This is a genomic window from Bacillus sp. JJ1566 (assembly GCF_036962685.1).
GTDB lineage: Bacteria > Bacillota > Bacilli > Bacillales > Bacillaceae_L > Ferdinandcohnia.
The window spans coordinates 22,510-44,497 of record NZ_JBALOP010000030.1; the positions used below are offsets into that span (position 1 = coordinate 22,510).

Annotated in this window: 19 protein-coding genes; 15 read left to right on the plus strand and 4 right to left on the minus strand. The window is 38.3% G+C overall.

Annotated elements, in window-relative coordinates; all coding sequences use genetic code 11:
- The first annotated feature begins 74 nt into the window (after positions 1–74).
- The 15 genes from dnaB (at position 75) to rlmH (ending at position 17,144) form a co-directional block, all read left to right on the plus strand.
- Entirely contained in the window at positions 75–1,439 is a 1,365-nt protein-coding gene (dnaB, locus tag V7112_RS13305) for a replicative DNA helicase (protein ID WP_335420414.1), read from the plus strand.
- Positions 1,440–1,954: 515 nt separating this feature from the next.
- Entirely contained in the window at positions 1,955–3,391 is a 1,437-nt protein-coding gene (locus V7112_RS13310; protein ID WP_335420419.1) for a M23 family metallopeptidase, read from the plus strand.
- A gap of 535 nt (positions 3,392–3,926) precedes the next feature.
- Positions 3,927–4,634, plus strand: coding sequence for a response regulator YycF (gene yycF, locus V7112_RS13315; protein ID WP_335420422.1), 708 nt, complete (start codon positions 3,927–3,929; stop codon positions 4,632–4,634).
- Between the two features lie 8 nt (positions 4,635–4,642).
- Positions 4,643–6,478: a cell wall metabolism sensor histidine kinase WalK gene (gene walK, locus V7112_RS13320; RefSeq protein ID WP_335420425.1), complete on the plus strand. Its 1,836-nt coding sequence runs from the start codon at positions 4,643–4,645 to the stop codon at positions 6,476–6,478.
- Positions 6,468–7,787 (plus strand): YycH family regulatory protein, encoded by a 1,320-nt coding sequence (locus V7112_RS13325; protein ID WP_335420429.1) that lies wholly within the window; start codon positions 6,468–6,470, stop codon positions 7,785–7,787. Before walK ends, V7112_RS13325 begins: the two co-directional genes overlap by 11 nt.
- Positions 7,774–8,550: a two-component system regulatory protein YycI gene (locus tag V7112_RS13330; protein ID WP_335420432.1), complete on the plus strand. Its 777-nt coding sequence runs from the start codon at positions 7,774–7,776 to the stop codon at positions 8,548–8,550. Before V7112_RS13325 ends, V7112_RS13330 begins: the two co-directional genes overlap by 14 nt.
- Before the next feature lie 6 nt (positions 8,551–8,556).
- Positions 8,557–9,351, plus strand: coding sequence for an MBL fold metallo-hydrolase (locus tag V7112_RS13335; protein ID WP_335420435.1), 795 nt, complete (start codon positions 8,557–8,559; stop codon positions 9,349–9,351).
- Positions 9,352–9,457: 106 nt separating this feature from the next.
- Positions 9,458–10,540 (plus strand): sensor histidine kinase, encoded by a 1,083-nt coding sequence (locus V7112_RS13340; RefSeq protein ID WP_335420437.1) that lies wholly within the window; start codon positions 9,458–9,460, stop codon positions 10,538–10,540.
- Positions 10,541–10,552: 12 nt separating this feature from the next.
- Positions 10,553–11,182 carry a response regulator transcription factor gene (locus V7112_RS13345; protein WP_335420440.1) on the plus strand — a complete coding sequence of 210 codons (630 nt, stop codon included), beginning with the start codon at positions 10,553–10,555 and terminating at the stop codon, positions 11,180–11,182.
- A gap of 150 nt (positions 11,183–11,332) precedes the next feature.
- The gene (locus V7112_RS13350) at positions 11,333–12,265 is read left to right on the plus strand and encodes an ABC transporter ATP-binding protein (RefSeq protein WP_335420443.1); all 933 of its coding nucleotides are present in this window, start codon (positions 11,333–11,335) and stop codon (positions 12,263–12,265) included.
- Positions 12,266–12,276: 11 nt separating this feature from the next.
- Positions 12,277–13,536 carry an ABC transporter permease gene (locus tag V7112_RS13355; RefSeq protein WP_335420445.1) on the plus strand — a complete coding sequence of 420 codons (1,260 nt, stop codon included), beginning with the start codon at positions 12,277–12,279 and terminating at the stop codon, positions 13,534–13,536.
- Entirely contained in the window at positions 13,533–14,648 is a 1,116-nt protein-coding gene (locus V7112_RS13360) for an ABC transporter permease (RefSeq protein WP_335420449.1), read from the plus strand. Before V7112_RS13355 ends, V7112_RS13360 begins: the two co-directional genes overlap by 4 nt.
- 376 nt (positions 14,649–15,024) lie before the next feature.
- The gene (locus V7112_RS13365; RefSeq protein WP_335420451.1) at positions 15,025–16,254 is read left to right on the plus strand and encodes a S1C family serine protease; all 1,230 of its coding nucleotides are present in this window, start codon (positions 15,025–15,027) and stop codon (positions 16,252–16,254) included.
- A 161-nt stretch (positions 16,255–16,415) separates the two neighbouring features.
- On the plus strand, positions 16,416–16,571 hold the full coding sequence (locus V7112_RS13370; RefSeq protein ID WP_136380835.1) for a CxxH/CxxC protein: 156 nt from the start codon (positions 16,416–16,418) through the stop codon (positions 16,569–16,571).
- Between the two features lie 93 nt (positions 16,572–16,664).
- Complete coding sequence (gene rlmH / locus V7112_RS13375) at positions 16,665–17,144, plus strand: 23S rRNA (pseudouridine(1915)-N(3))-methyltransferase RlmH (protein WP_335420455.1); 480 nt, start codon at positions 16,665–16,667, stop codon at positions 17,142–17,144.
- Between the two features lie 294 nt (positions 17,145–17,438).
- Here the strand turns inward: rlmH and V7112_RS13380 are convergent, their stop codons facing one another.
- The 4 genes from V7112_RS13380 to V7112_RS13395 form a co-directional block, all read right to left on the minus strand.
- The gene (locus tag V7112_RS13380) at positions 17,439–18,221 is read right to left on the minus strand and encodes a metal-dependent hydrolase (RefSeq protein WP_335420458.1); all 783 of its coding nucleotides are present in this window, start codon (positions 18,219–18,221) and stop codon (positions 17,439–17,441) included.
- A 129-nt stretch (positions 18,222–18,350) separates the two neighbouring features.
- Complete coding sequence (locus V7112_RS13385; protein ID WP_335420462.1) at positions 18,351–18,995, minus strand: response regulator transcription factor; 645 nt, start codon at positions 18,993–18,995, stop codon at positions 18,351–18,353.
- Between the two features lie 2 nt (positions 18,996–18,997).
- Complete coding sequence (locus tag V7112_RS13390) at positions 18,998–21,043, minus strand: sensor histidine kinase (RefSeq protein ID WP_335420464.1); 2,046 nt, start codon at positions 21,041–21,043, stop codon at positions 18,998–19,000.
- Between the two features lie 162 nt (positions 21,044–21,205).
- Positions 21,206–21,826, minus strand: coding sequence for a hypothetical protein (locus tag V7112_RS13395; RefSeq protein WP_335420467.1), 621 nt, complete (start codon positions 21,824–21,826; stop codon positions 21,206–21,208).
- Between the last annotated feature and the right edge of the window lie 162 nt (positions 21,827–21,988).

A 21,988-nucleotide genomic window follows, 5' to 3' on the forward strand; every position in this document is an offset into this window, starting at 1 on the left:
CATATCGAAATTAGTATAATAAATAGATAGACTAATAAAGTTATGAACTTACTAATAAAGGGAGTGGAGAATAGTTGAGTGACATTTTTGCAGATCGTATTCCTCCGCAAAATATCGAGGCGGAACAAGCAGTTTTAGGTGCGATTTTTCTAGAACCAAGCTCACTAACTCTTGCTTCGGAACTTTTAATTCCAGAAGACTTTTATCGGACAGCCCACCAAAAGATTTTTGATGCAATGCTAAATCTCTCAGATAAAGGGGAACCGGTCGACCTTGTAACGGTTACATCTGAGTTAGCTGATGCGAAAATTTTAGATGAAATAGGTGGAGTATCTTACTTAAGTGATTTGGCAGGCTCTGTACCAACAGCCGGCAATATTGAATATTATGCGAAGATTATTGAAGAAAAGTCAATTTTACGTCGACTCATTCGTACAGCAACAACAATTGCAACGGATGGTTATTCACGCGAAGACGAAGTTGATGCTCTTCTAGGCGAGGCCGAAAAAAATATTATGGAAGTGGCGAACCGTAAAAATGCGGGTGCTTTCCAAAATATTAAGGATGTTCTTGTCCAAACCTATGATAATATTGAAACCCTTAATAATCGTGTAGGTGATATTACTGGAATCCCAACAGGGTTTACTGAGCTTGACAAGATGACAGCTGGATTTCAACGAAATGATTTAATTATCGTAGCAGCCCGTCCATCTGTTGGTAAGACAGCCTTTGCGCTTAATATTGCGCAAAACGTAGCAACAAAGACAGATGAGAATGTTGCCATCTTTAGTCTTGAGATGGGTGCTGAGCAGCTTGTGATGAGGATGCTTTGTGCAGAAGGAAATATCAACGCTCAAAACCTACGTACAGGCTCATTAACACCTGAGGATTGGGGTAAGCTTACGATGGCAATGGGAAGCTTATCTAACTCAGGGATTTATATTGATGATACTCCAGGTATTCGTGTAAATGAGATCCGTTCAAAATGCCGAAGACTTAAGCAGGAGAGTGGCTTAGGGATGATTCTTATAGACTACCTACAGCTAATTCAAGGAAATGGGAGAAGTGGAGAAAACCGTCAACAGGAGGTTTCTGAAATCTCACGTTCTTTAAAGGCATTAGCCCGTGAGTTGAAGGTTCCAGTTATTGCCTTGTCACAGCTTTCCCGTGGTGTTGAACAAAGACAGGACAAGCGTCCGATGATGTCAGATATTCGTGAATCAGGAAGTATCGAGCAGGATGCTGATATTGTAGCCTTCTTATACCGTGATGATTATTACGACAAAGAATCAGAGAATAAGAATATTATTGAGATTATCATTGCAAAGCAACGTAACGGACCAGTAGGAACAGTTTCGTTGGCATTCGTAAAGGAATATAATAAATTCGTCAATCTCGAACGTAGATTTGATGATACTGGTATCCCACCGGGGGCGTAATGCAAAAAAGTGTGTATGGTGCGCAGTTTTAGGCGACAAGCATAAGACGAGCGTGGACAGAAGCTGCACTTTACCTTCTGAAGAGATTGGCTTAGACCAGAGAGTCGATGGCGCCAGAAACTAGACAAAAAAGACGTGTCACATTTGTGAATACGTCTTTTTTTAATCTATGCCAATTTATCTATGGAACAATTTAAAAAAGAAGTCTTTCGATGTGCAAAATCGACAGGAGTCTTTAAAAAATGCGTCATTTTATAAGAGGAAAGACTCATATTAGTGTCAAAATCCTACAATTTTCATGTAAAATATGTCAGTAATACTACAATTATATTACATATTGGAAACTACTATACTATTTTTCTAATTCTATGGTAAATTAATAAAGTATAAAATAGAGAGATTTGTCGAACTATCGAATACGTCTTGGCGTATTTTGTAAGACAACGCTTTTCAACTCACAGGGTGAGAGGAACGAGTATTTCGGACAAGCAACCTTTGTTTAGGGAGGAAAGACCGTGTCAAACCAAAATAAAAAAGAAAAAGCACCAAGAACATACATGACTTTGTTTAAACGAGTTGCTATTACTTCTGTAGCACTTTCAACTCTAGTGTTTGGAACTGTATCAGCTGATACTAAAATCCAAACTGTGTATCACGTATACATAGATGGCAAAAGAGTCGGAACAGTTGACTCAAGAAATGTTGTTGAAAAAGTAGTTAATCAAAAAGTAGGTTCTTTAAAGGAACAGTATCAAGAATTATCCTTAGTCGCAGATAATATATCAGTTGTCGAAGAACAAGCTTTTCTTCCGACATTTAATAATGCTACTGCTGTAAAGAAGCTAGAAACTGAGCTTGAGATTGCAGCAGAAGTGAAAGCTATTACAGTGGATGGAGAACCAGTTGCATACCTTAAGAATGAGGAAGATGCAAACGAGGCTCTTAAACAGCTTAAATTACAATATGTAAACGAAGATGAACTAAATGAGCTTGAAGCTAGAGCAAACTCGGAAGAGCCATTACCAGCATTAGCTGAAGGACAATCTCGTTTATTAGACGTTTCATTTGTAGAAAAAGTTTCAATTTCAGATGAAAAAGTTTCACCAAATCAAGTTCATAGCCCAACAGATACTGTTACTTTGCTTCAAAAGGGAACTTTAGAAGAGAAAAAGTATCAGGTTCAAGAAGGGGATGTACTAGGTTCTATCGCAGTCGCTCATGATTTAAAAACGGCTGAGTTATTAGCGTTAAATCCAGAAATGACAGAAGATACATTGCTTCAAATTGGACAAGAGTTGAATGTAACAGCATATAAGCCGTTTTTAACTGTTGTTGTAAAAAAGGAGCAAAGTAAAAAAGAAACAATTAAGTTTGAAACAAAAGTTAATGAAAATTCAAATATGTATAAAGGTGACAGAAAAGTAACCCAAGAAGGCCAAGATGGCGAAAAGACTGTTCACTATGAATATAAAATGATCAATGGCGTTTCAATAGAAACGAATAAAGTTAATGAAACCATTAATAAAGAACCAGTAACTGAGATTATTGAAAAAGGAACAAAGGTTGTTCCTTCTCGAGGATCTGGTCAGCTTGCATGGCCAACAGTTGGTGGTTATATCTCTAGTCACGTTGGCTATAGATGGGGAAGGCTCCATAAAGGAATTGATATTGCGAGACCAAGCAATTATGCGATTAAAGCAGCAGACAATGGGACTGTTGTTGAAGCTGGCTATGACGGAAGTTTCGGTAATAAAATTGTGATTAACCATAACAATGGAATGAAAACAATTTATGCACATATGTCTTCACTTAATGTAAGTGTTGGACAAACTGTCACTAGGGGTCAACAAATTGGTGTAATGGGGTCAACCGGTAACTCAACAGGAACTCATCTACATTTTGAATTATATATAAATGGGGCTTTGAAAAACCCGTTAGAATATCTAAAATAAATCAGACTCAAAACCTTCAGCATGATGCTGAAGGTTTTTTCATAAGTATAAAGAACGATAACGAGGGAAAAGGAAAGGATGAACGTCCTATATCATTGATTTTTTTCACATAATCTGATGATATACCTCCCTTTTTCTGCTAAAGTTAGAAATAAAGGAGCAAAATAAAAGGAACAATTCGAATTATATAAAGGGACCTAACTTTGTTCAGTTAGGTTTTGACTCTAACTAAACAAAGTTAAAGCCTCCGGCGGATGCCACGATTTTTCAGAGGAAGTTTTTCAGCATTAACTGGCACTAAGCCCTAAATGAGGGCAAAGTGCCAGTAAAAGCCTGATTGGTTCAACTAACAATCTGTGGCAAAATACTCCACAGATTGAAGTTTTACTGTATCTCGCCGTAAGATCAAAGACTAAAAACGCCACTTCCTGTGGCAACGTCTTTATGACCCACTTCGTGTGGGCCTAAAAATCGGGCACAAATATGCCAAGGCGTATTTGATTAGAATTCATTTCATTGTAAAGGAGAAAAGATAATGGAAAAAGTAATTCTTGTAGTTGATGATGAGAAACCAATTGCGGATATATTACAATTTAATCTTGAAAAAGAAGGATATAAGGTGTTTTGTGCCTATGATGGCAATGAAGCATTAGAAAAGGTTGAGGAAGTGGACCCAGACCTTATTCTTCTCGACATTATGCTACCTCATAAAGACGGCATGGAGGTATGTCGTGAAGTTCGAAAAAAACACGATATGCCAATCGTAATGTTGACGGCAAAGGATTCTGAAATTGATAAAGTACTAGGACTTGAGCTTGGTGCAGATGATTATGTAACAAAGCCCTTTAGCACAAGAGAGCTGCTTGCACGTGTAAAGGCAAACCTACGTAGACACCAACAAATTTCCGAGGCAGTTAGCCAGGATACATCTAGTGAGATTACAGTAGGTTCGCTTGTCATCCACCCTGATGCATATGTGGTAAGTAAACGTGGTGAAACGATTGAATTAACGCACCGTGAATTTGAACTCCTGCATTATTTAGCGAAACACTTAGGTCAAGTCATGACAAGAGAGCATTTATTACAAACCGTATGGGGCTATGACTATTTTGGGGACGTACGAACAGTAGATGTAACCGTTCGTCGTTTGCGTGAGAAAATTGAAGACAGCCCCAGCCATCCAACATGGATAGTAACAAGACGTGGAGTGGGCTATTATTTACGAAACCCTGATCAGGAGTAAATCCGACAATGAAAAGACTAGGTTTTTTTCAGTCCATTCACTTTAAATTTGCACTTATTTATTTGCTGCTCATCTTAATTGCGATGCAAATTATTGGGGTGTATTTTATTGGGAAACTGGAGCTGCGATTAGTAGAAAACTTTAAAGTATCGTTAAATGAACGGGTCAATATGCTTTCTTTTAGCATGGAGCAGGAAATGATTAAGGAGAGGGAGGACCCCTCCACATTAGAAAAGGATATTCGGAACATTTTACAAGACTATGAGTCAGAAGATATTCAAGAAATCCAGGTAATTAATAATAAAAGCCGTGTGATCGGAAGTTCAGACCCGTACAACCAAGGAATTGTTGGGAGAAAAACTAATCTGAATTTGGTTAAACGTACGTTATTACTTGGTGACAACCCTGATGACGTACGTTTAGACAAACAATCATTGGATCGCGTGTATGAATCCTCCACTCCAATTCGCTCAAATGGAGACATTATTGGTGCAATTTATTTAATTGGTAGGATGGAAAATGTCTATGATGACATTAAAGAAATCAACGACATTTTTGTAACAGGGACAGGGATTGCGATGGCGATTACAGCTATTCTCGGAATCTTTGTTGCCCAAACCATTACGAGACCAATCTCCGCGATGAGGAAGCACGTGCTGGATTTGGGAAGAGGGAATTATTCGAAAAAGGTAAGGGTGTTTGGTCACGACGAGATTGGTCAACTAGCGATGACCTTTAATAATTTATCCACTAAAATCCAGGATGCACAGGCGACAACAGAAGGGGAACGTCGAAAGCTTTCCTCTGTATTAACACATATGACGGACGGAGTAATTGCCACTGACAAAAAGGGACGGATTATTTTAATTAATACACCTGCAGTCAATATGCTTGATGTTTCACGTGAAACAGTACTAAACCAATCCATTGTATCCGTCTTGGGATTAGATGAACAATATACGTTTGAGCAGCTTGTTCATGATATTGATACGGAAATACTTGATTTTAGTACCCATAAAAAGCAATACATTATTAAGGTTAGTTTTTCAGTTATTAAGAAGGAGTCAGGCTTTATTAATGGGTTAATTGCTGTTTTATACGATGTCACTGAGCAAGAAAAGATTGAAAGCGAACGAAGAGAGTTCGTTGCAAATGTTTCGCATGAATTAAGAACACCATTAACAACAATGCGGAGTTATCTTGAAGCATTAGCTGATGGTGCTTGGAAGGACGAGAACATTGCTCCGCAATTTTTAAATGTCACACAAACCGAGACAGAGCGAATGATTCGACTCGTGAATGACTTGCTGAAGCTATCAAAACTAGATAGCAAGGACTATCAATTAACAAAGGACTTAGTCAATTTTACAAAATACTTTGATAGAATTATTGACCGTTTTGAAATGACGAAGGAGCAGCATGTGTCTTTCGTACGTCATTTACCTGGGAAGCCAATTTACCTTGAATTGGATCCGGACAAGATTACACAGGTGCTTGATAATATTATTTCAAACGCATTGAAATACTCACCAGAGGGAGGTACGGTTACCTTCCAAGTGGAAGAGGCAAATAATCAAATTGTGATAAGTGTAAGTGACCAGGGTGTTGGGATTCCTAAGGATAATATTAATCGTATTTTTGACCGTTTTTACCGTGTAGATAAAGCACGGACCCGTAAATTAGGAGGAACAGGGTTAGGGCTTGCAATTGCCAAAGAAATGGTCGCTGCTCATGGAGGTAGAATTTGGGCTGAAAGTGAAGAAGGGGTTGGAACAACTGTTTTCTTTACTCTACCAACAGATGAAAATCAAGAGGGGCTAGAGGATGATTGGGATGAAGTATGAAACAATTAAAACTGCCATATTAATCTTCTTGGTGCTTTCAAGCATCGTTCTGACATGGACTTTGTGGACCTATCAGCCCAAATACAAGCACCTAGCGTCTAATGATACAGTGGAGGAAGTTACGGAAAATGTCCAAAAGGATACATTTGAAATTATAAAGCCAAGTAAAATTCTCTATCATATTGAGGGGCAGCATTTTGGAACTTTTAATGGGGCAGAGCTGAATCGAGTGATGAAAGAGATTAGACCATGGGAGATTGATGAGATTCAAAACATTACACATACGGTCCAAGAAAATGGTTTAGCGGATTTTTTGAATCGAAATGGCCATGTTGAAATCTACTTCCCAGACCCATTTCCTTTACAGCTTTATAAAAAGTTTATGAACATTAATGATAAAGAACACTCTCTTATTTCATTTGATCGGTTTGTAATAGATGTTGATTCAGAGGATCAAGGTGAAGGAATTGTATACTTTGTTTCAACAGGTGATAACTTGGTGTATAAGGGCAGGGTTGAGAACAGATTTACAAAAGACTTCAGAAGAACCTTCTATACAACGGCGACGAGATATCCTGAACAGATTGAATATGCACTTTCAGAGACCAATTCGGTCTATTTGCCAAAGGATGACACGATTATAAATCGTTATGAATATTTTATTGATGCGATAAATATAAATACCTTTATTGATCGTTTATTTACAGATTCAAGCCGTGTCAAAAGGGACAGGCTCACAACAGGCGAGTTTTATACAGATGGAACAAGACTTCTGAGAGTCTATAACAATCAGAAATACATTGATTTCATTAACCCGACAAGAATGAGTGGAAATCAGACAAATACAACTGATTTAATACAGACAAGCATTGATTTTGTCAATGAACATGTCGGCTGGACAGATGACTATCGCTTTTTTAGCTGGAATAAGGAAAGCCAAACGACTGTGTTTAAATTATATGTTGAGAACATCCCTGTGTTTAGCAGTAAAAGGCTTGCCGATATCTCACAACATTGGGAAAACAATGAGATTGTGAAATATGTCCATCCAGCCATAAATCTAAAAATTGATTGGAACCCAATCAAAACGAGACTTCTACAGGGAGAAAAGATAATGGAGACCATCACTTCCATGGAGGATTTTAACCCTGAATTGCTTGATAGTGTGACGGTTGCATATGAGATGATGGTGAATGAAGATAATTCCCAGTTTGTTTCACTTCAACCGGTGTGGTTCTACAGGTATAATGGAGTTTGGTCAAAGGTCGAGGATGAGGATATAGGGGGGCATGAAGATGGATTGGAGTAAAACCAAGTCTGTATTTATCATTACCTTCCTCATTCTTAACATCTTTTTAGGGTATCAGCTTGTTCAAAAAAGGGATAGTAGTCAACTGGGTGTCCTTGCAGAACGTAGTATTGGTGAGAAGTTTGCGGATGAAGAAATTTCCTATGAAGCTTTGCCAAAGGAACCAGTGGAATTGAGCTATATTAGCGGGAAGGTTAAGATTTTTACAGAGGAAGATGTAAAAAATCTTAAAAACCAAGAGGTTAGTATTGAAACAGCTGGGGTGTTGAAGGGTGAATTTAAAGAGCCTATTAAAATATCGCTAGCTGACCAAGTCAAAATTCAGCAATTTGTGAAAGACAATTTATTGGATGGTGAGAAATATAGCGTTTGGAGTATTGATGAAAAGGCGGGGACCATTGTTTTGGTTCAACAACATAAGAATTATAAGGTCTTTGGCCAGTCTCTAAATATTAGCGGGGTCGTTTATTTATATGTAAATGAAGAACAAGAAGCCACATCCTATGAACAAACATTAATCCCGGAGTTTTTAGAGCATGAGCTAGAAGAGTTAATTACGCCCATCCAGACCCTTGAAAACCTTTTTGATAATAACCATTTAAAATCAGGCAGCCATGTGTCTAAAGTGGAAATTGGGTATTACCCACTGCTTCCATATTCGGAATCACAGCTATTAGCACCGACTTGGCATGTTGTCGTTGATGACCAGACAGAGATATTCGTAAATGCTATTGAAGGACAAATTATTGATAAGACGGAGTGAAGGACTATGGGGTTGCATTTTAGTGTGCTTGCAAGCGGGAGCACGGGAAATGCGTTCTATGTTGGGACAGACAAGCATTCCTTGCTTGTAGATGCAGGGTTAAGTGGTAAACAACTAGAACTTTTATTTAAAGATATCAACAAAGAGATTAAGCATCTTTCAGGAATCCTTGTGACCCATGAGCATAGTGACCATATCAAGGGGCTTGGGGTACTGGCAAGAAAGTACAAGCTACCTATCTATGCAAATGAAAAGACATGGAAGGCAATGGAGCACAACATTGGAGAAATCCCGACAGAGCAGAAGTTTATTTTTCAAATGGGAACGGTAAAGACATTTGGAAATATGGATGTTGAATCGTTCGGGGTCTCTCATGATGCGGCTGAACCGATGTTTTATGTCTTCCATCATGAGGGGAAAAAGGTTGTTTTAATTACCGATACAGGCTATGTCAGTGACCGAATGAAGGGTACAATAGAAAATGCCGATGCATATGTTTTTGAAAGCAACCATGATGTGTCGATGCTTCAAATGGGCCACTACCCATGGAGCATTAAACGCCGTATTTTAAGTGATGTCGGGCATGTTTCGAATGAGGATGCTGCCCTTGCGATGTCTGATGTCATTGGGGATCGTACAAAACGAATCTATTTGGCGCATTTAAGTAAGGATAATAATTTAAAAGAATTAGCACGTATGTCAGTTAAGCAAACCCTGGAAAGTAAGGGGTATGTTGTTGGAGAACAATTCGATTTGTATGATACAGATCCAAAGATTCCAACCAAGCTTGCATTTGTGTAAGTAGAGGCTCATTTGATTTTTATCAGATGGGCTTTTTGTTTTGGAAAAACACTTGCCGTATCCATATATTTCTAGTAATTTGAAGTTAGATGAAAGTGGGGATGGTATGAAAGCTTTTGTTTTACGGACGGTAAGTTTTATGGGGCTTTGGGGGCTGTTTTTTATTTACGAAAAGTCAATACCAACCGCGTATTCTATCATGATTTGTGCGGCAGTCTTGACTGTCTACTTTTTTCTAAAAATTACACCAAAGCCAGTTTATTTATATGTGGTCATAACAGCACTTTTGCTTGTTCTTGGAATTATTGAGACAGGAAATCCATTTGCATTTTTATTAGTAATGTTTGTCGCGTTGTTGGCAGCAAATCAGTTGGGAAGTAAACCATTTAAAGTATTCGTGGCTATAACGGCAGTGTGCTTACTGGCCTTGTTTATCATGATGGAAATCAAATTATACGTTTATGCTTTTTTTCTCTTATTCTATCTTCTTGCCCTTCAGGTTAATGAACTATGGTCGAAGCGGGAGGAACAGCGAAATCTTTATGAAGAATTGCTTGGGGAATATCGAAAGCTAAAAAGGGTGGCGCTCGTTACAGAGGAGGAAGCACGCTATCAGGAGAGGACAAAGATTGCAAGGGATATTCATGATTCGGTTGGACACAAGCTTACAGCGCTATTAATGCAGCTAGAGATTCTATCAATACAGCAAGGTCCAGAACAATATAATGAATTAAAGGAATTGGCGAAAGAGAGCTTAGAAGAAACCCGTTTTGCGGTTCGAACATTAAAGGACAAGGAGCATGAAGGAATTGCAACTATCCTACAGTTGATTAAAAAGCTTGAGGCGGAAAGTCATATTATGGTTCAGTTAACAACAAAACAGGGAATCCTGTCAGAGCAGCTCACAAATCAACAAAGTGTTGTGCTCTATCGTGTCATCCAGGAAGGCCTTACAAATGCAATGCGCCATACCCATTCACGTGAGATACAGGTGGTACTTGGAAAAACAGCAGACGGGAATATGGAGTTTATTATTAAAAACCGAATTCATAAGAAGGTTCCGTTTCAAGAGGGATTTGGGCTATCAAATATGCGAATACGGGTTGAAGAATTACGTGGAACACTAGCGGTCTATCAAACGGATGAACAGTTTGTAATTAAAGGAATGATTCCGTTAGTGAAAATGTAAGGGGGGACTTACATGTGGAATGTGTTGATTGTGGAAGACCAGTCAATTGTGAGGCAAGGCTTGAAGCTCATGCTTCAACAGGATGAACAGATACGGGTAGTGGCTGAGGCAGAAAACGGAGAAGAAGCTATTAAAAAGATGGAGGCCCATGTGATTGATATGGCGCTAATGGACATCCGGATGCCGGTTATGAATGGACTTGAAGCGACGAGAAAGATTAAGGAACGTTGGCCCAATGTGAAGATTTTAATCCTCACAACCTTTAATGATGATGAATATGCAATCCAGGCATTAAAATACGGAGCCAATGCCTTCTTACTAAAAACATCAGATCAACAAACACTGATCCATGCAGTCTATAGCTGTTTTCAGGGGGGACTGCCAATTCATGAAGAGGTCGCGGCGAAGGTGATGCCGCGATTATTACATAAGGTGGAGAAAAAGCTTGAATTGCCACTTTCCACCCGTGAATTGGATATTACAAGATTAGTAGGCGAAGGAAAGACGAACAAAGAAATCGCAGATGAATTATTTTTATCCATCGGTACGGTAAAAAACCATATTACACAGATTTTGCATAAATTGGAGCTTCGGGACCGCACCCAGTTGGCCATTTTTGCAGTGAAAAATGATATTACATAATAAGATATAAGGGGTCTCCAAATATCTTTGGATGGCCTTTTTTAGTGCAAACATGACTGAGGTCATGTTTTTTACATAAACAAGTGACGCGAGATAGTGCTGTATCAAGACGAGAAGGTCTATGATAAGACTATAAAGGAGGCTGACGGGATGTTAGAGATTATCGATTTATCGAAGAAATATAAACAAAAGTTTGCGGCACAGGGAATTAATATGTTTTTGGAAAAGGGTGAGATTGTAGGGCTATTAGGTCCGAATGGAGCGGGGAAATCAACGACCATTTCTATGCTTTCATCATTAGTTGTTCCGACTTCCGGGGATGTACGGTTAATGAACGAAAGCACGATTAAATATCCACAGAAAATCCGTAAAATTTTAGGGGTGGTTCCTCAAGAAATTGCGCTATACACGGATTTATCTGCAGAAGAAAATTTGCGATTTTTTGGAGAGATTTATCGATTAAAGGGCACTGTGTTGAAGGGGCGAATTGAAGAAGTTTTGGAGCAAATTGGCTTAACTGACCGCAGAAAGGATCTTGTAAAAACTTTCTCAGGTGGTATGAAAAGAAGGCTGAATATTGGAGTGGCTCTGCTGCATAATCCTGAAGTGATCATAATGGATGAGCCGACTGTTGGGATTGACCCACAATCTCGTAACTATATTTTAGAAACGGTAAAGCGGCTTAACAAAGAACGTGGGATGACAGTTTTATATACGAGCCACTACATGGAGGAAGTCGAGTTCTTATGTGACCGGATCTATATTATGGATAAAGGCCATATTATTGCGTCGGGTACGAAAGAGGAGTTAAAGAATATTTTATCCTCTGAAAATACGATTTCGATCAAGGTAGAGCGGGCAAAAGAAAAGTTCATTCAGTTGCTTGAAGCAGATTCAACGGTTCGTCAAGTAAAGGTACAGGATCGTGATGTAACAGTTATTGTTCCAAAGGAGTATAATTTGTTCCAAAAAATCTCCCAATTTGCTGAAGAAACGGGAACCGCATTAATTTCAGTTGAAGTAAAAGCACCGACACTTGAAGATGTCTTCCTTCATCTGACCGGTAGAGCATTAAGAGACTAGGGGGTGAAGTGATGATTATTCCATTTATTAAAAAAGATCTATTGGTGTTACTCCGGAACCCTCAGGAACTGCTCGTTTTAGTCCTGATGCCACTCGTCCTCATTGCTATCTTGGGGTTTGCTTTAGGAGGGGTGATGGGAAGCAATGAAAAAACACTTTCAGTTAAGGTCGCTTTCATTGACCATAGTGATGAACAAAAGGATATCGCTGCTTTTACTCAAAAGGTAAAGTCTGAAGGACTGCCAGAGGAAGCAGAAACTGCGTTAATCCAAGGAGCGAATCAGCTTCGTCCTATTCATATTTTGCTAGATGAAGTGTTTGGTAGTGAGGAACTAAAAGAAATTGTGGAGCTTGAGCAAGTGAAGTTTGAAAAATTGGATGAAATTAAAAATGATGACAGTTATTCCGCTGTCATTGAGATACCTGAGAAGTATACATTTGATATTCTATCTTCTGCCTTACTTGATGAGCCTTCTAGTGCATCAATTAAGCTATATAAAAATGAAGCAAAAGAGATCGCCCCAAAGGTGGTAGAGGATATCTTGGTGAATTTTCAAAAGCAGATGACTTCTATGACTGTAATTGGAAAAGCGGGAATCCAGTTAGAGGCAGTTGGCAGTGCAAGACTAGGAGAAATCGAAACGGTAAACGAGCGAGAACCAATCAACTCCTTGCAATATTATTCCGTCGGTATGAGCGTGATGTTTATTATGTTTATTGCTTCCCATATAAGTTCATTTGCGTATCGTGAAAAGCAGTTGCAGGTGTTCAATCGAATTATTTTATCAAATACATCAAGATGGTCGTATTTGGGCGGTATTTTTTTCTCGGTTATGGTGATTTCAATTGTTCAGCAAGCGATTTTATATGGAGTTACTTCTCTTGTATTTGATGTAGTTTGGAAGGATTTTCTCGGATTTGTGTCAGTTAATTTATCATTATGCTTTGCGATTGGTGGAGTTGGAGCATTTTTGACAGCCTTAAACTTCCGAATTGACTCAGAAGGTGTATCGAACTTTTTTGGGAATGTAATGGTTGCGATTTTTGCCTTTTTAGGCGGCAGTTTTACGCCGATTGGTGAATCTTCATCTGTCATAGGGATGTTGGGCAATTTTACACCAAATGGTGCAGGAATGACTGCGTTATTGCAATTGTTGCAAGGAGTAGAGCTTTCGGCTATTGCTCACCATATTTTCTACCTTGTTGGCTTTGGTTTGGTGATGCTGACAGCGGCTGTATTTAGTTTTCCAAAAAGAGGTGATGCCATATGATAAGTATTTTACAGGCAAAATTCAAATTGTTTTTAAGAAAGCCAATGCTTATGATTGGCATGACTGTGATGAGTATTGTATTTGCATTGTTATTAGGTGCAACAAATTATTCAACTATCAATGTTCCCGTTTATTCAGATATAGAAAATATTGAAGAAACGTCGCTTTGGAAGGAATTAACTAAGTCTGGGTCTTTTGAATTTAAACGAGTGACGGAGGATGAAGCAAAGAAAATGGTCAGTGAGGGTGATGCTGAGTCTGCTGTGAAGTTAGAGAAAGATTCCTACACGATTGTTGTTGTGACAGAGACACCGCCCAATCTTCATTTATTAGAAAGCTATCTTCAAACCTTTTATGGGGATATTTTAATAGAGGATAAAATAAAAGAGGCAACGGCAACTAGTAGCCATATCGATCCAGATGCCATTTTAGATGAATTAAAAGAAAAGAAAGAGAACCCGCTATTCAAGATTCAGGCTGCTTCATTCCGTAGTGACGATGCCGTAATCATCGATAACCAGCTGCAGACGATTTTTGGGTTTACCTTATTCTTTGTGATTTACACCATATCTTATAATGTCCACAACATTTTACAGGAGAGAACGTGGGGGGTTTGGGACCGCATGATTTTATCCCCTTTAAAAAAGTGGGAGATGTACGCAGGCAATTTAGTTTACAGCTTCCTTATGGGATACCTTCAGGTTGCTCTCATCTTTTTAGTGTTCCGGTATGCGGTTGGGGTGGACTTTTACGGGGGATTTGGAAAAACACTAATTGTTTTAATTCCATATGTGTTCTCAATCGTCGCCCTAGCACTGTTCTTAGTTAGTGTTGTTAAGAGCACTCAGCAATTCAACGCGATTATTTCACTTGTATCGGTCTGCTTATCAATGCTTGGTGGGGCTTATTGGCCATTGGAAATTGTCAGCTCAGACTTTTTATTAAAGGTGTCCGACTTTGTGCCAATTAAACATGCCATGGAAGGCTTAAAAGCGGCGACTATTTACGGTGCACCAATAAGTGAACTGCTATATCCAATTAGCATTCTGACGTTAATGGGAGTGGTGTTAATCGGAATTGGAATTAATGTAATGGAACGGAAAAACGTATAATCATGGATGGTAAAAAAGGCAGGGGCTATCGGCTCCTGCCTTTCGTTCGTTGTAGAGCTAGGTCATGTTTTACGTAAAATATGGGTAAAATTGAAGATAGAATGTTTTATCAAATGCGCCTTGGCGTATTTGCGCCCAGATTTTTTAGGCCCACACGAGGTGGGTCACAAAGACGTTGCCACAGGAAGTGGCGTTCTTAGTCTTTGATCATACGGAACGAAAAATTACCTTAGAAAATCTGTGGCATCCACCGGAGGTTTTAACTTGATTCAGCCCAGGTTTGAACTCCAACTTAATTAGTTACTCTATTTAATTTGCCTCACTTTTTGAAGTGGGTGACTTCAGCTGAATAAAGTTTAAAAGGAGAAATGGCGGTATGGGGTATTATGATCCGGATTATTCAAATCACAGGTATAGACGTAGAGGTCGTGGCAGCTGGTTTTTTTCAGCATTAATCGGAGCCGTCATTGGGGCATTGCTTGTTATTTTTCTCTTACCGACGTTATCAAAGTATCATTTACTTCCATATGGGGAGAATGCCGCCCCCGAAGAGGTGAATGGGCTAGATGATGTTGAGAAAAAAGCACCGGCAGGGGAAAGTGTCCAGCAGACAATTAACGTAAACGTGACATCTGAAATCACCGATGCTGTAAACCTTGTAAGTGAAGCAGTCGTGGGAATTGTTAATCTTCAGCAAACGAATTTTTGGTCGGAGGAAGCCACGGCAGCGGGAACAGGCTCCGGGGTTGTATACAAAAAAGGAAATGGCAAAGCATTTATCGTCACAAATCACCATGTCATTGAAGGAGCTTCAGACATAGAGGTAAGCCTAAGTGATGGGTCAAGAGTGAAGGCAAGACTGCTTGGAAGTGATATTTGGACGGACTTAGCTGTGCTCGAAATTGACGCAAGCCATGTAGAAAAGATTGCTCAATTTGGAAACTCCGACAATATTAATCTGGGCGAGCCGGTCATTGCCATCGGAAACCCATTAGGACTTGAATTTTCAGGGTCTGTTACGCAAGGAATTATTTCAGGCTTAAATCGGACGATTCCGGTTGATATTAATCAGGATGGAGTGCCTGATTGGAATGCCGATGTCATGCAAACAGATGCAGCGATTAATCCGGGAAATAGTGGAGGAGCGCTTGTGAATATCAAGGGTGAAGTAATCGGCATAAATTCGATGAAAATTGCACAGGAAGCGGTTGAAGGAATTGGCCTTTCGATTCCCATTACAAGTGCAAAGCCCATTATTGAAGATCTTGAACTGTATGGTGAGGTGAAACGACCATTTATGGGAGTAGGGCAGCTTAAATCATTAAGTGAAATTTCCTCCTATCATCGTGTACAAACCTTACACCTCCCAAATGATATTACGGAGGGAGTAGCTGTATTAGAAGTACTGCGAAATACACCAGCATCACAAGCGGGATTACGGGAGCTCGATGTGATCATCGAACTAGATGGTGAAAAAATTACATCCGTAGTTGAACTAAGAAAGCATTTATATAAAAAATCAGTAGGTGACACAATGGAGGTAACATTCTACAGGATGGGTGAAAAGCAAAAGGTCGCAATACAATTAGCACGAGAATCAATGTAGAAATCGAAAACAGGAGAGTGAGGATTCTCCTGTTTTTTCGTGGACAAAATAATATGCTAAAATGGGTAAGATAATAACATGTGGATAAAGAAAAACAAACAGAAAAAGTTATACCCATAATTCCCAAAAGGTTGTGGGTAAGATAGATGGAGGAAGTAAAAATGATTAAATGTTGTGAAGAGCATATTGAATTGGCGTTAGATATTGTGGTTGATGAACATGAGGTGGCGCCGATAATGACGAAAATTGAAGATGAAAACTTATCAACAACCTGTGAATTTTGTCAAAATAAGGCGGTATATATTGTAGGGAACTAATATTCCCATACAAGATGTGGATAGAAAATGTGGATATGTGGATAACTACTGTGGATAATTTGTTTGTAAAATGTGAGTGAAGTGGGGATAAGTGTGAACATCACGATTGTGACCATTGGAAAACTGAAAGAAAAATATTTGATCCAAGGGATTAATGAATACTTAAAACGGCTAACGGCCTATGCAAAAGTGGAAGTCGTAGAGCTTGCCGATGAAAAAGCACCGGAAAATTTGAGTGAATCAGAGATGGAACAAGTGAAACAAAAAGAGGGCGAGCGAATTCTTGCAAAGCTATCGGACGACACCCATGTGATCGCGTTAGCGATTGAAGGGAAAATGAAATCATCTGAGCAGCTGGCAGCGGACATTGAGAACCTAGCAACCTATGGAAAGAGTAAAATTGCCTTTGTAATCGGGGGATCACTAGGATTAAGCAAGGATGTCATGAAGCGAGCAAATGATACGTTGTCTTTTTCCAAAATGACTTTTCCACATCAATTGATGAGGCTGATTTTGGTGGAGCAGGTGTATCGTGCTTTTCGGATAAATAGGGGGGAACCATATCATAAGTAACGGCGGTTACAAAATCTTGGGGGCCAAGGGTCGATTACTTATCATTTTGACTATGAGCCAATCGCTATCCGTGTAACAAATTCTATTGAAGAAATATTAAAGTAAATCATCAAAAAGCATCAAGGACTAAATTTCCTTGATGCTTCATCCCCAAATTCTAATTGCAATTCCCATAAGTAGAATCCTGTGATTACCTATGCCCCTCCGAAAAGACATCCATTAGAATTCCCCCAACAGTGCATTAATGAAAGACAGCGTCTTGTCAAACAAACGTTTTGTATAATAAGGCCATGGCTATTTCTTAAATTCCCTTTCCACCCCATATCCCATCGTTACCACTTCGGTTTGTTGATAATCCTTTAACAACTCTTTCAGTTCTATATCTCTATCAATCATATTTTCTATTACAGGAAAGCCATTTAATAATTGATCAAGGGTTTCCGGTGATGTGGCGCTTTTTTTAGATGGAAATGTATGGCTTGGAATAACGTATTGAACTTCCAATAGGTGCTTTACTGCATAGGCTGCTTCTTTTGGCCCCATAGTAAAATGGCCTGATGAGGATAATATTGCAATCTCCGGATTATACACATCTTGAATCAACTTCATATCGTACATAAGAGCCGTATCCCCAGAATGGTAAACTGTATAATCATTGTCAAAGTCAAAAATGTAACCAGATGCCTCACCCGCATATATTGGGGTTCCTTCTATCTCTCCGTATGAGGAAGTATGTTTTGCTTGAACCATTGTGACTGTGAGGTCTTCGAAGGACACCGAACCACCTAGATTAATAGGGAGTACATTTTTTATGCCCTTTTGCAGAAATATCATGGCCAAATCATATTGAGCGACAACCATAATGTCAGGTTTATTTTCCACAACTTTAGATAATCCACTTGTATGATCAAAATGTCCGTGTGTTAAAAATACACAATCAATAGCATTATAAAAATCTTTATTATCTAGCTGTTGTGGAAATCCTGGATTTAAATCAATAAATGGATCTATGAGGTAATTTTTCCCCACCTTACTTGTAAACATATACATTGCATGACCAAGCCGTAATATTTTCATTCCACACATCTCCCCCTAATAGTAGTAAAGTAAAACCACTATCATTCTATTCCAGACTATCTAATTAATAAGTACCCATTTACAACAAATGATCATTGAAAATTGCTCAAAATTAAGCTCTTGGATTTATTATTCAATTCCCTCCTCTTTAGCTCGTTTTATAGCTTCAAATCGATCAGCAACTTGTAACTTATTATAAATATTTGAAACATGGTTTCTGACAGTCTTTGAACTTAGACCGAGTCTTTCTGCGATACCCTCATTTTTAGTTCCTTGAACAATGAGGTATAATATTTGTCTTTCCCTACTGGTCAATTCCGGAAAAGCAGTACTTTCCTGACTTTTGCTCAGGAGATTAAAGTAGTGAATAAGTCTCGCGGCGATGGTCGGACTGAAAATTGCTTCGCCACTCGCAATAGCACGAATTGCCCGAACGGTCTCATCTTGACTAGCTCCTTTAAGTAAATAACCTTTTGCTCCCGCTCTCACTGCAGCAAAAACGGAATTATCGTCCTCGAACATTGTAAACATAATGATACCTATGTGAGAGTTTTTAGCGAGTATTTCCTTTGTTGCCTCAATACCGTTAATAGGAGGCATTTTAATATCCATTAAGACAATATCAGGTTGTAACGAGTTTGCTAGAAAAATAGCCTCTTCTCCAGAAACAGCCTCACCGATGATTTCAAAATCCGAAATAGACGCAAGTAAATTTCTTAAACCATCACGAAATAAAGTATGGTCATCAGCAAACAAAATTTTTATTTTTTCCATTACTAGGCCTCCTTTTCTATAAGTGGAAAAATTGCTTGAATGCTCAAACCAAGTCCAGGAGTAGAAATGACATGGAAAGTTCCGTTCAATTCCTCTGTCCTTTCTCGCATAGATGCCATCCCAATACCTTTTTTTGCGTCAAAAGAAATCCCTTTACCGTTGTCTGTTATCTCAATTTTAATGAAGTTTGTCATGGTTATTTTAATAATGCATTCTGTTGCTTTTGAATGACGAATGACATTAGAAATCGATTCTTGAATAATACGGTATGTTGCAATTTCTATCGCTGCAGGTAAATTGGATACAGTGGGAGGCACAAAGGTTCGAAAATTTATTTCACTCTGACTGTATTGGCTAATGAATTCATTAATAGCAAATATGAGACCTAATTCATCTAGGATCGGTGGTCGTAAATCGTAAACCAGTTGACGAATATCATTGATGGCATCCTTTAACTGTTTATGGGTGGTCATCAATAGTTCGTCACCAGCTTTGTGGTTTATTTTATATAAATTACGTGCAGCCTCTATATTCATTCCTAAGCTTGCAAGTTGCGGACCTAAACCATCGTGGAGGTCTCTTCGGATTCTCTTTCTTTCTTCTTCCCGTGCCTTAACAAGACTTTCTCTAGACTTCATTAAATCTGTTGTGACTTTTACAGAATACGCTGCAATACCTACTTGACGAGCAAGATCCTGAATTAAGCGATGTTCGTAATCTGAGAACTCCTCGTTTAAGGCCCTAGTTCCGATGACTAGCTCCCCAACCAAATCATTCTGATAAACTAAATTGAAACGGTTTGGTGTGCTGTTTAAAGTTCCATATTCAGCAGCTAGTTGAAATGAATTTTCCGTGGAAAGATAAATGGCTGCATATGGTAGTTTTAACACCTGACTAATCGTTTCAACAACGGAAGAAAGAACAGTTCTAGTGTCTGACGTTGCTTCTAACTTTTGACCTAACATGGACAAAGCTGCGTATGGAGATCGACTTTCTCCATACATAAACCGGTTAATAGCAGCTTGTAATTTCCTTTTAATCGGTTCGAAGAGTATGGCAGTGACTCCCACTGCAATAAAGGAAATGAAAAACCCGCCTATCTGAAATATTGTTCCAAGTATTCCGATAATACTTGCATAAATGATCACTACAAGACTACTTAGCATGATATATAAAACAAAACGGTTAATGTAGATATCTAGATTCCATAACTTATATTGCAATATAGCAATAGCTAAAGAAACAGGTATTACTATGATTGTGGTTAACATCAAGGGAGTAATTACTTTTAAAATCGCAGCTGATTCATCACCAAAGGCACCTATCCAACCAATGTGTAAAATAATGATGATAATACTAACAATTAACCATTTTGCTTGTTGTTTTTGAACAGAATTCGAGATCTTTCGATATCGATAGAGTTGCGCGTAGAAAATCAGTAAATAGAAACCTATCCACCCAACGATATCAAGCCAAAATGGCCATAATTCTGGATTTAAAAAGGAATCAGGCATAAAAATTCGACTATATGAAAAGATCATCCACAAAGCTGCAATGACTATGGTCCATTTAGGCACAAATCTGCCATCTGGGTACAAAAAAAGAAAAACCACAATTCCTGAAGCTACAAAGTCAATATAGTTTGTCATAAACAAGATATTGGGAAAAGCTTGACTTAATATATCCATACCAAAATTAGCCCCATAAGCAATCATAATCATAGAAGTCAATGTGATAAACTTATCTGAACTATTTTTTGAAAATAGAAAAATCCCAACAGAAAAAAAACCAACCCCTAAAATTAAATTCATTATTGTTTTAAACCAGGCGTAGGAATTAAGGGAAATCCCATAAGTTTCAAGTTTAGCAGATTCTTCTAAAGTTAATTGACCAAAATCTATACATCCACTTGTAGGGCAAGGTACTTGATAAAAGGTGTTTTGTATGAAGACACTAAAAAAGAAGAGCCCAACTGATATCAGGGCTGTAATAAACCATAAGGATTTTATAATATTGGTTTGGATTTTATTGAAGTCTTTTTTCTCCATTTAAAAAATTATCCCACCTCTTTGTACTCGAATGATAGCATCTCAGTCGCCAATTACACTAAATATATTTAGGTAGAGTAGGATGTATTCCTTCATATAAAAACATCCACCTAGATTGAGATGGATGTTTAACATTTGGAAACTAATAAATTTGTAAAGAAGCTATGAGTTGGGTTTGTTTGCATCGTTTCCTAGAACAACTTCTGTATTTGTCTTTTTAAAAACAGTTGTACTCAACCAAATAATCGCAATTGCCCAGAAAATTGACCCAAAGTTACTAATAATACCTAATGGAGCAAAATCTAATAAAAGTGATACAGCGACTAGAACTGATGGAATGACAGGAAGAACCTTCACTTTGGCTAAACTGATTCCAAAATAAATCCATCCAATAATGAATAGAAGAAGACTAATCATCAAGCCCTCACCTGAAGGGGAGGGCCATGTAGAGGATAATTCTACAGCATGAACATTAAGCATTGGGGATACAAAAGTGACAGTCCATGCAGCACCTATTTCTAGGATGGTTCCGATAAATAAAACGATAAAGCTTATAAATAGATTTAGACTCGCTTTAATGTGATAGGAATATAAAAAAACTGCAATCATACCAATTAAAACAAGAATCATGCTAAAAATATTAATTAAACCGACAGTAACCGCTACCCCCATTGTGTCATGACCCAGCAGATATTGATAACCAAAACCAAATGTTGCCATGATTGCAAAAATACCACCAATAATTGAGAATACAGCAAGTTTTTTTAGTAAATTATTATTCATTTCAAACCCCCTATAAAGTTTAACTAAAGGGAATATAACATGTTAATGTCCCTTGTTCATGGGAGTGATGTCATTTTAAATAGGGATTATTAGAAGTATAAATTTATAGTTGAATCGGTTACCTATTTCCATCTGAATTTCCCCTTTGGTAATGAACCATTA

Excerpts from the sequence above, each read along its gene's own strand:
- yycF (WP_335420422.1), top strand. The coding sequence starts at position 3,927 with ATGGAAAAAGTAATTCTTGTAGTTGATGATGAGAAACCAATTGCGGAT.
- V7112_RS13385 (WP_335420462.1), bottom strand. The coding sequence starts at position 18,995 with ATGGAAAAAATAAAAATTTTGTTTGCTGATGACCATACTTTATTTCGT.
- V7112_RS13365 (WP_335420451.1), top strand. The coding sequence starts at position 15,025 with ATGGGGTATTATGATCCGGATTATTCAAATCACAGGTATAGACGTAGA.
- V7112_RS13380 (WP_335420458.1), bottom strand. The coding sequence starts at position 18,221 with ATGAAAATATTACGGCTTGGTCATGCAATGTATATGTTTACAAGTAAG.
- V7112_RS13330 (WP_335420432.1), top strand. The coding sequence starts at position 7,774 with ATGGATTGGAGTAAAACCAAGTCTGTATTTATCATTACCTTCCTCATT.
- V7112_RS13340 (WP_335420437.1), top strand. The coding sequence starts at position 9,458 with ATGAAAGCTTTTGTTTTACGGACGGTAAGTTTTATGGGGCTTTGGGGG.
- V7112_RS13395 (WP_335420467.1), bottom strand. The coding sequence starts at position 21,826 with ATGAATAATAATTTACTAAAAAAACTTGCTGTATTCTCAATTATTGGT.
- V7112_RS13335 (WP_335420435.1), top strand. The coding sequence starts at position 8,557 with ATGGGGTTGCATTTTAGTGTGCTTGCAAGCGGGAGCACGGGAAATGCG.
- V7112_RS13390 (WP_335420464.1), bottom strand. The coding sequence starts at position 21,043 with ATGGAGAAAAAAGACTTCAATAAAATCCAAACCAATATTATAAAATCC.
- V7112_RS13350 (WP_335420443.1), top strand. The coding sequence starts at position 11,333 with ATGTTAGAGATTATCGATTTATCGAAGAAATATAAACAAAAGTTTGCG.
- walK (WP_335420425.1), top strand. The coding sequence starts at position 4,643 with ATGAAAAGACTAGGTTTTTTTCAGTCCATTCACTTTAAATTTGCACTT.
- V7112_RS13360 (WP_335420449.1), top strand. The coding sequence starts at position 13,533 with ATGATAAGTATTTTACAGGCAAAATTCAAATTGTTTTTAAGAAAGCCA.
- V7112_RS13370 (WP_136380835.1), top strand. The coding sequence starts at position 16,416 with ATGATTAAATGTTGTGAAGAGCATATTGAATTGGCGTTAGATATTGTG.
- V7112_RS13355 (WP_335420445.1), top strand. The coding sequence starts at position 12,277 with ATGATTATTCCATTTATTAAAAAAGATCTATTGGTGTTACTCCGGAAC.
- V7112_RS13345 (WP_335420440.1), top strand. The coding sequence starts at position 10,553 with ATGTGGAATGTGTTGATTGTGGAAGACCAGTCAATTGTGAGGCAAGGC.
- V7112_RS13325 (WP_335420429.1), top strand. The coding sequence starts at position 6,468 with ATGAAGTATGAAACAATTAAAACTGCCATATTAATCTTCTTGGTGCTT.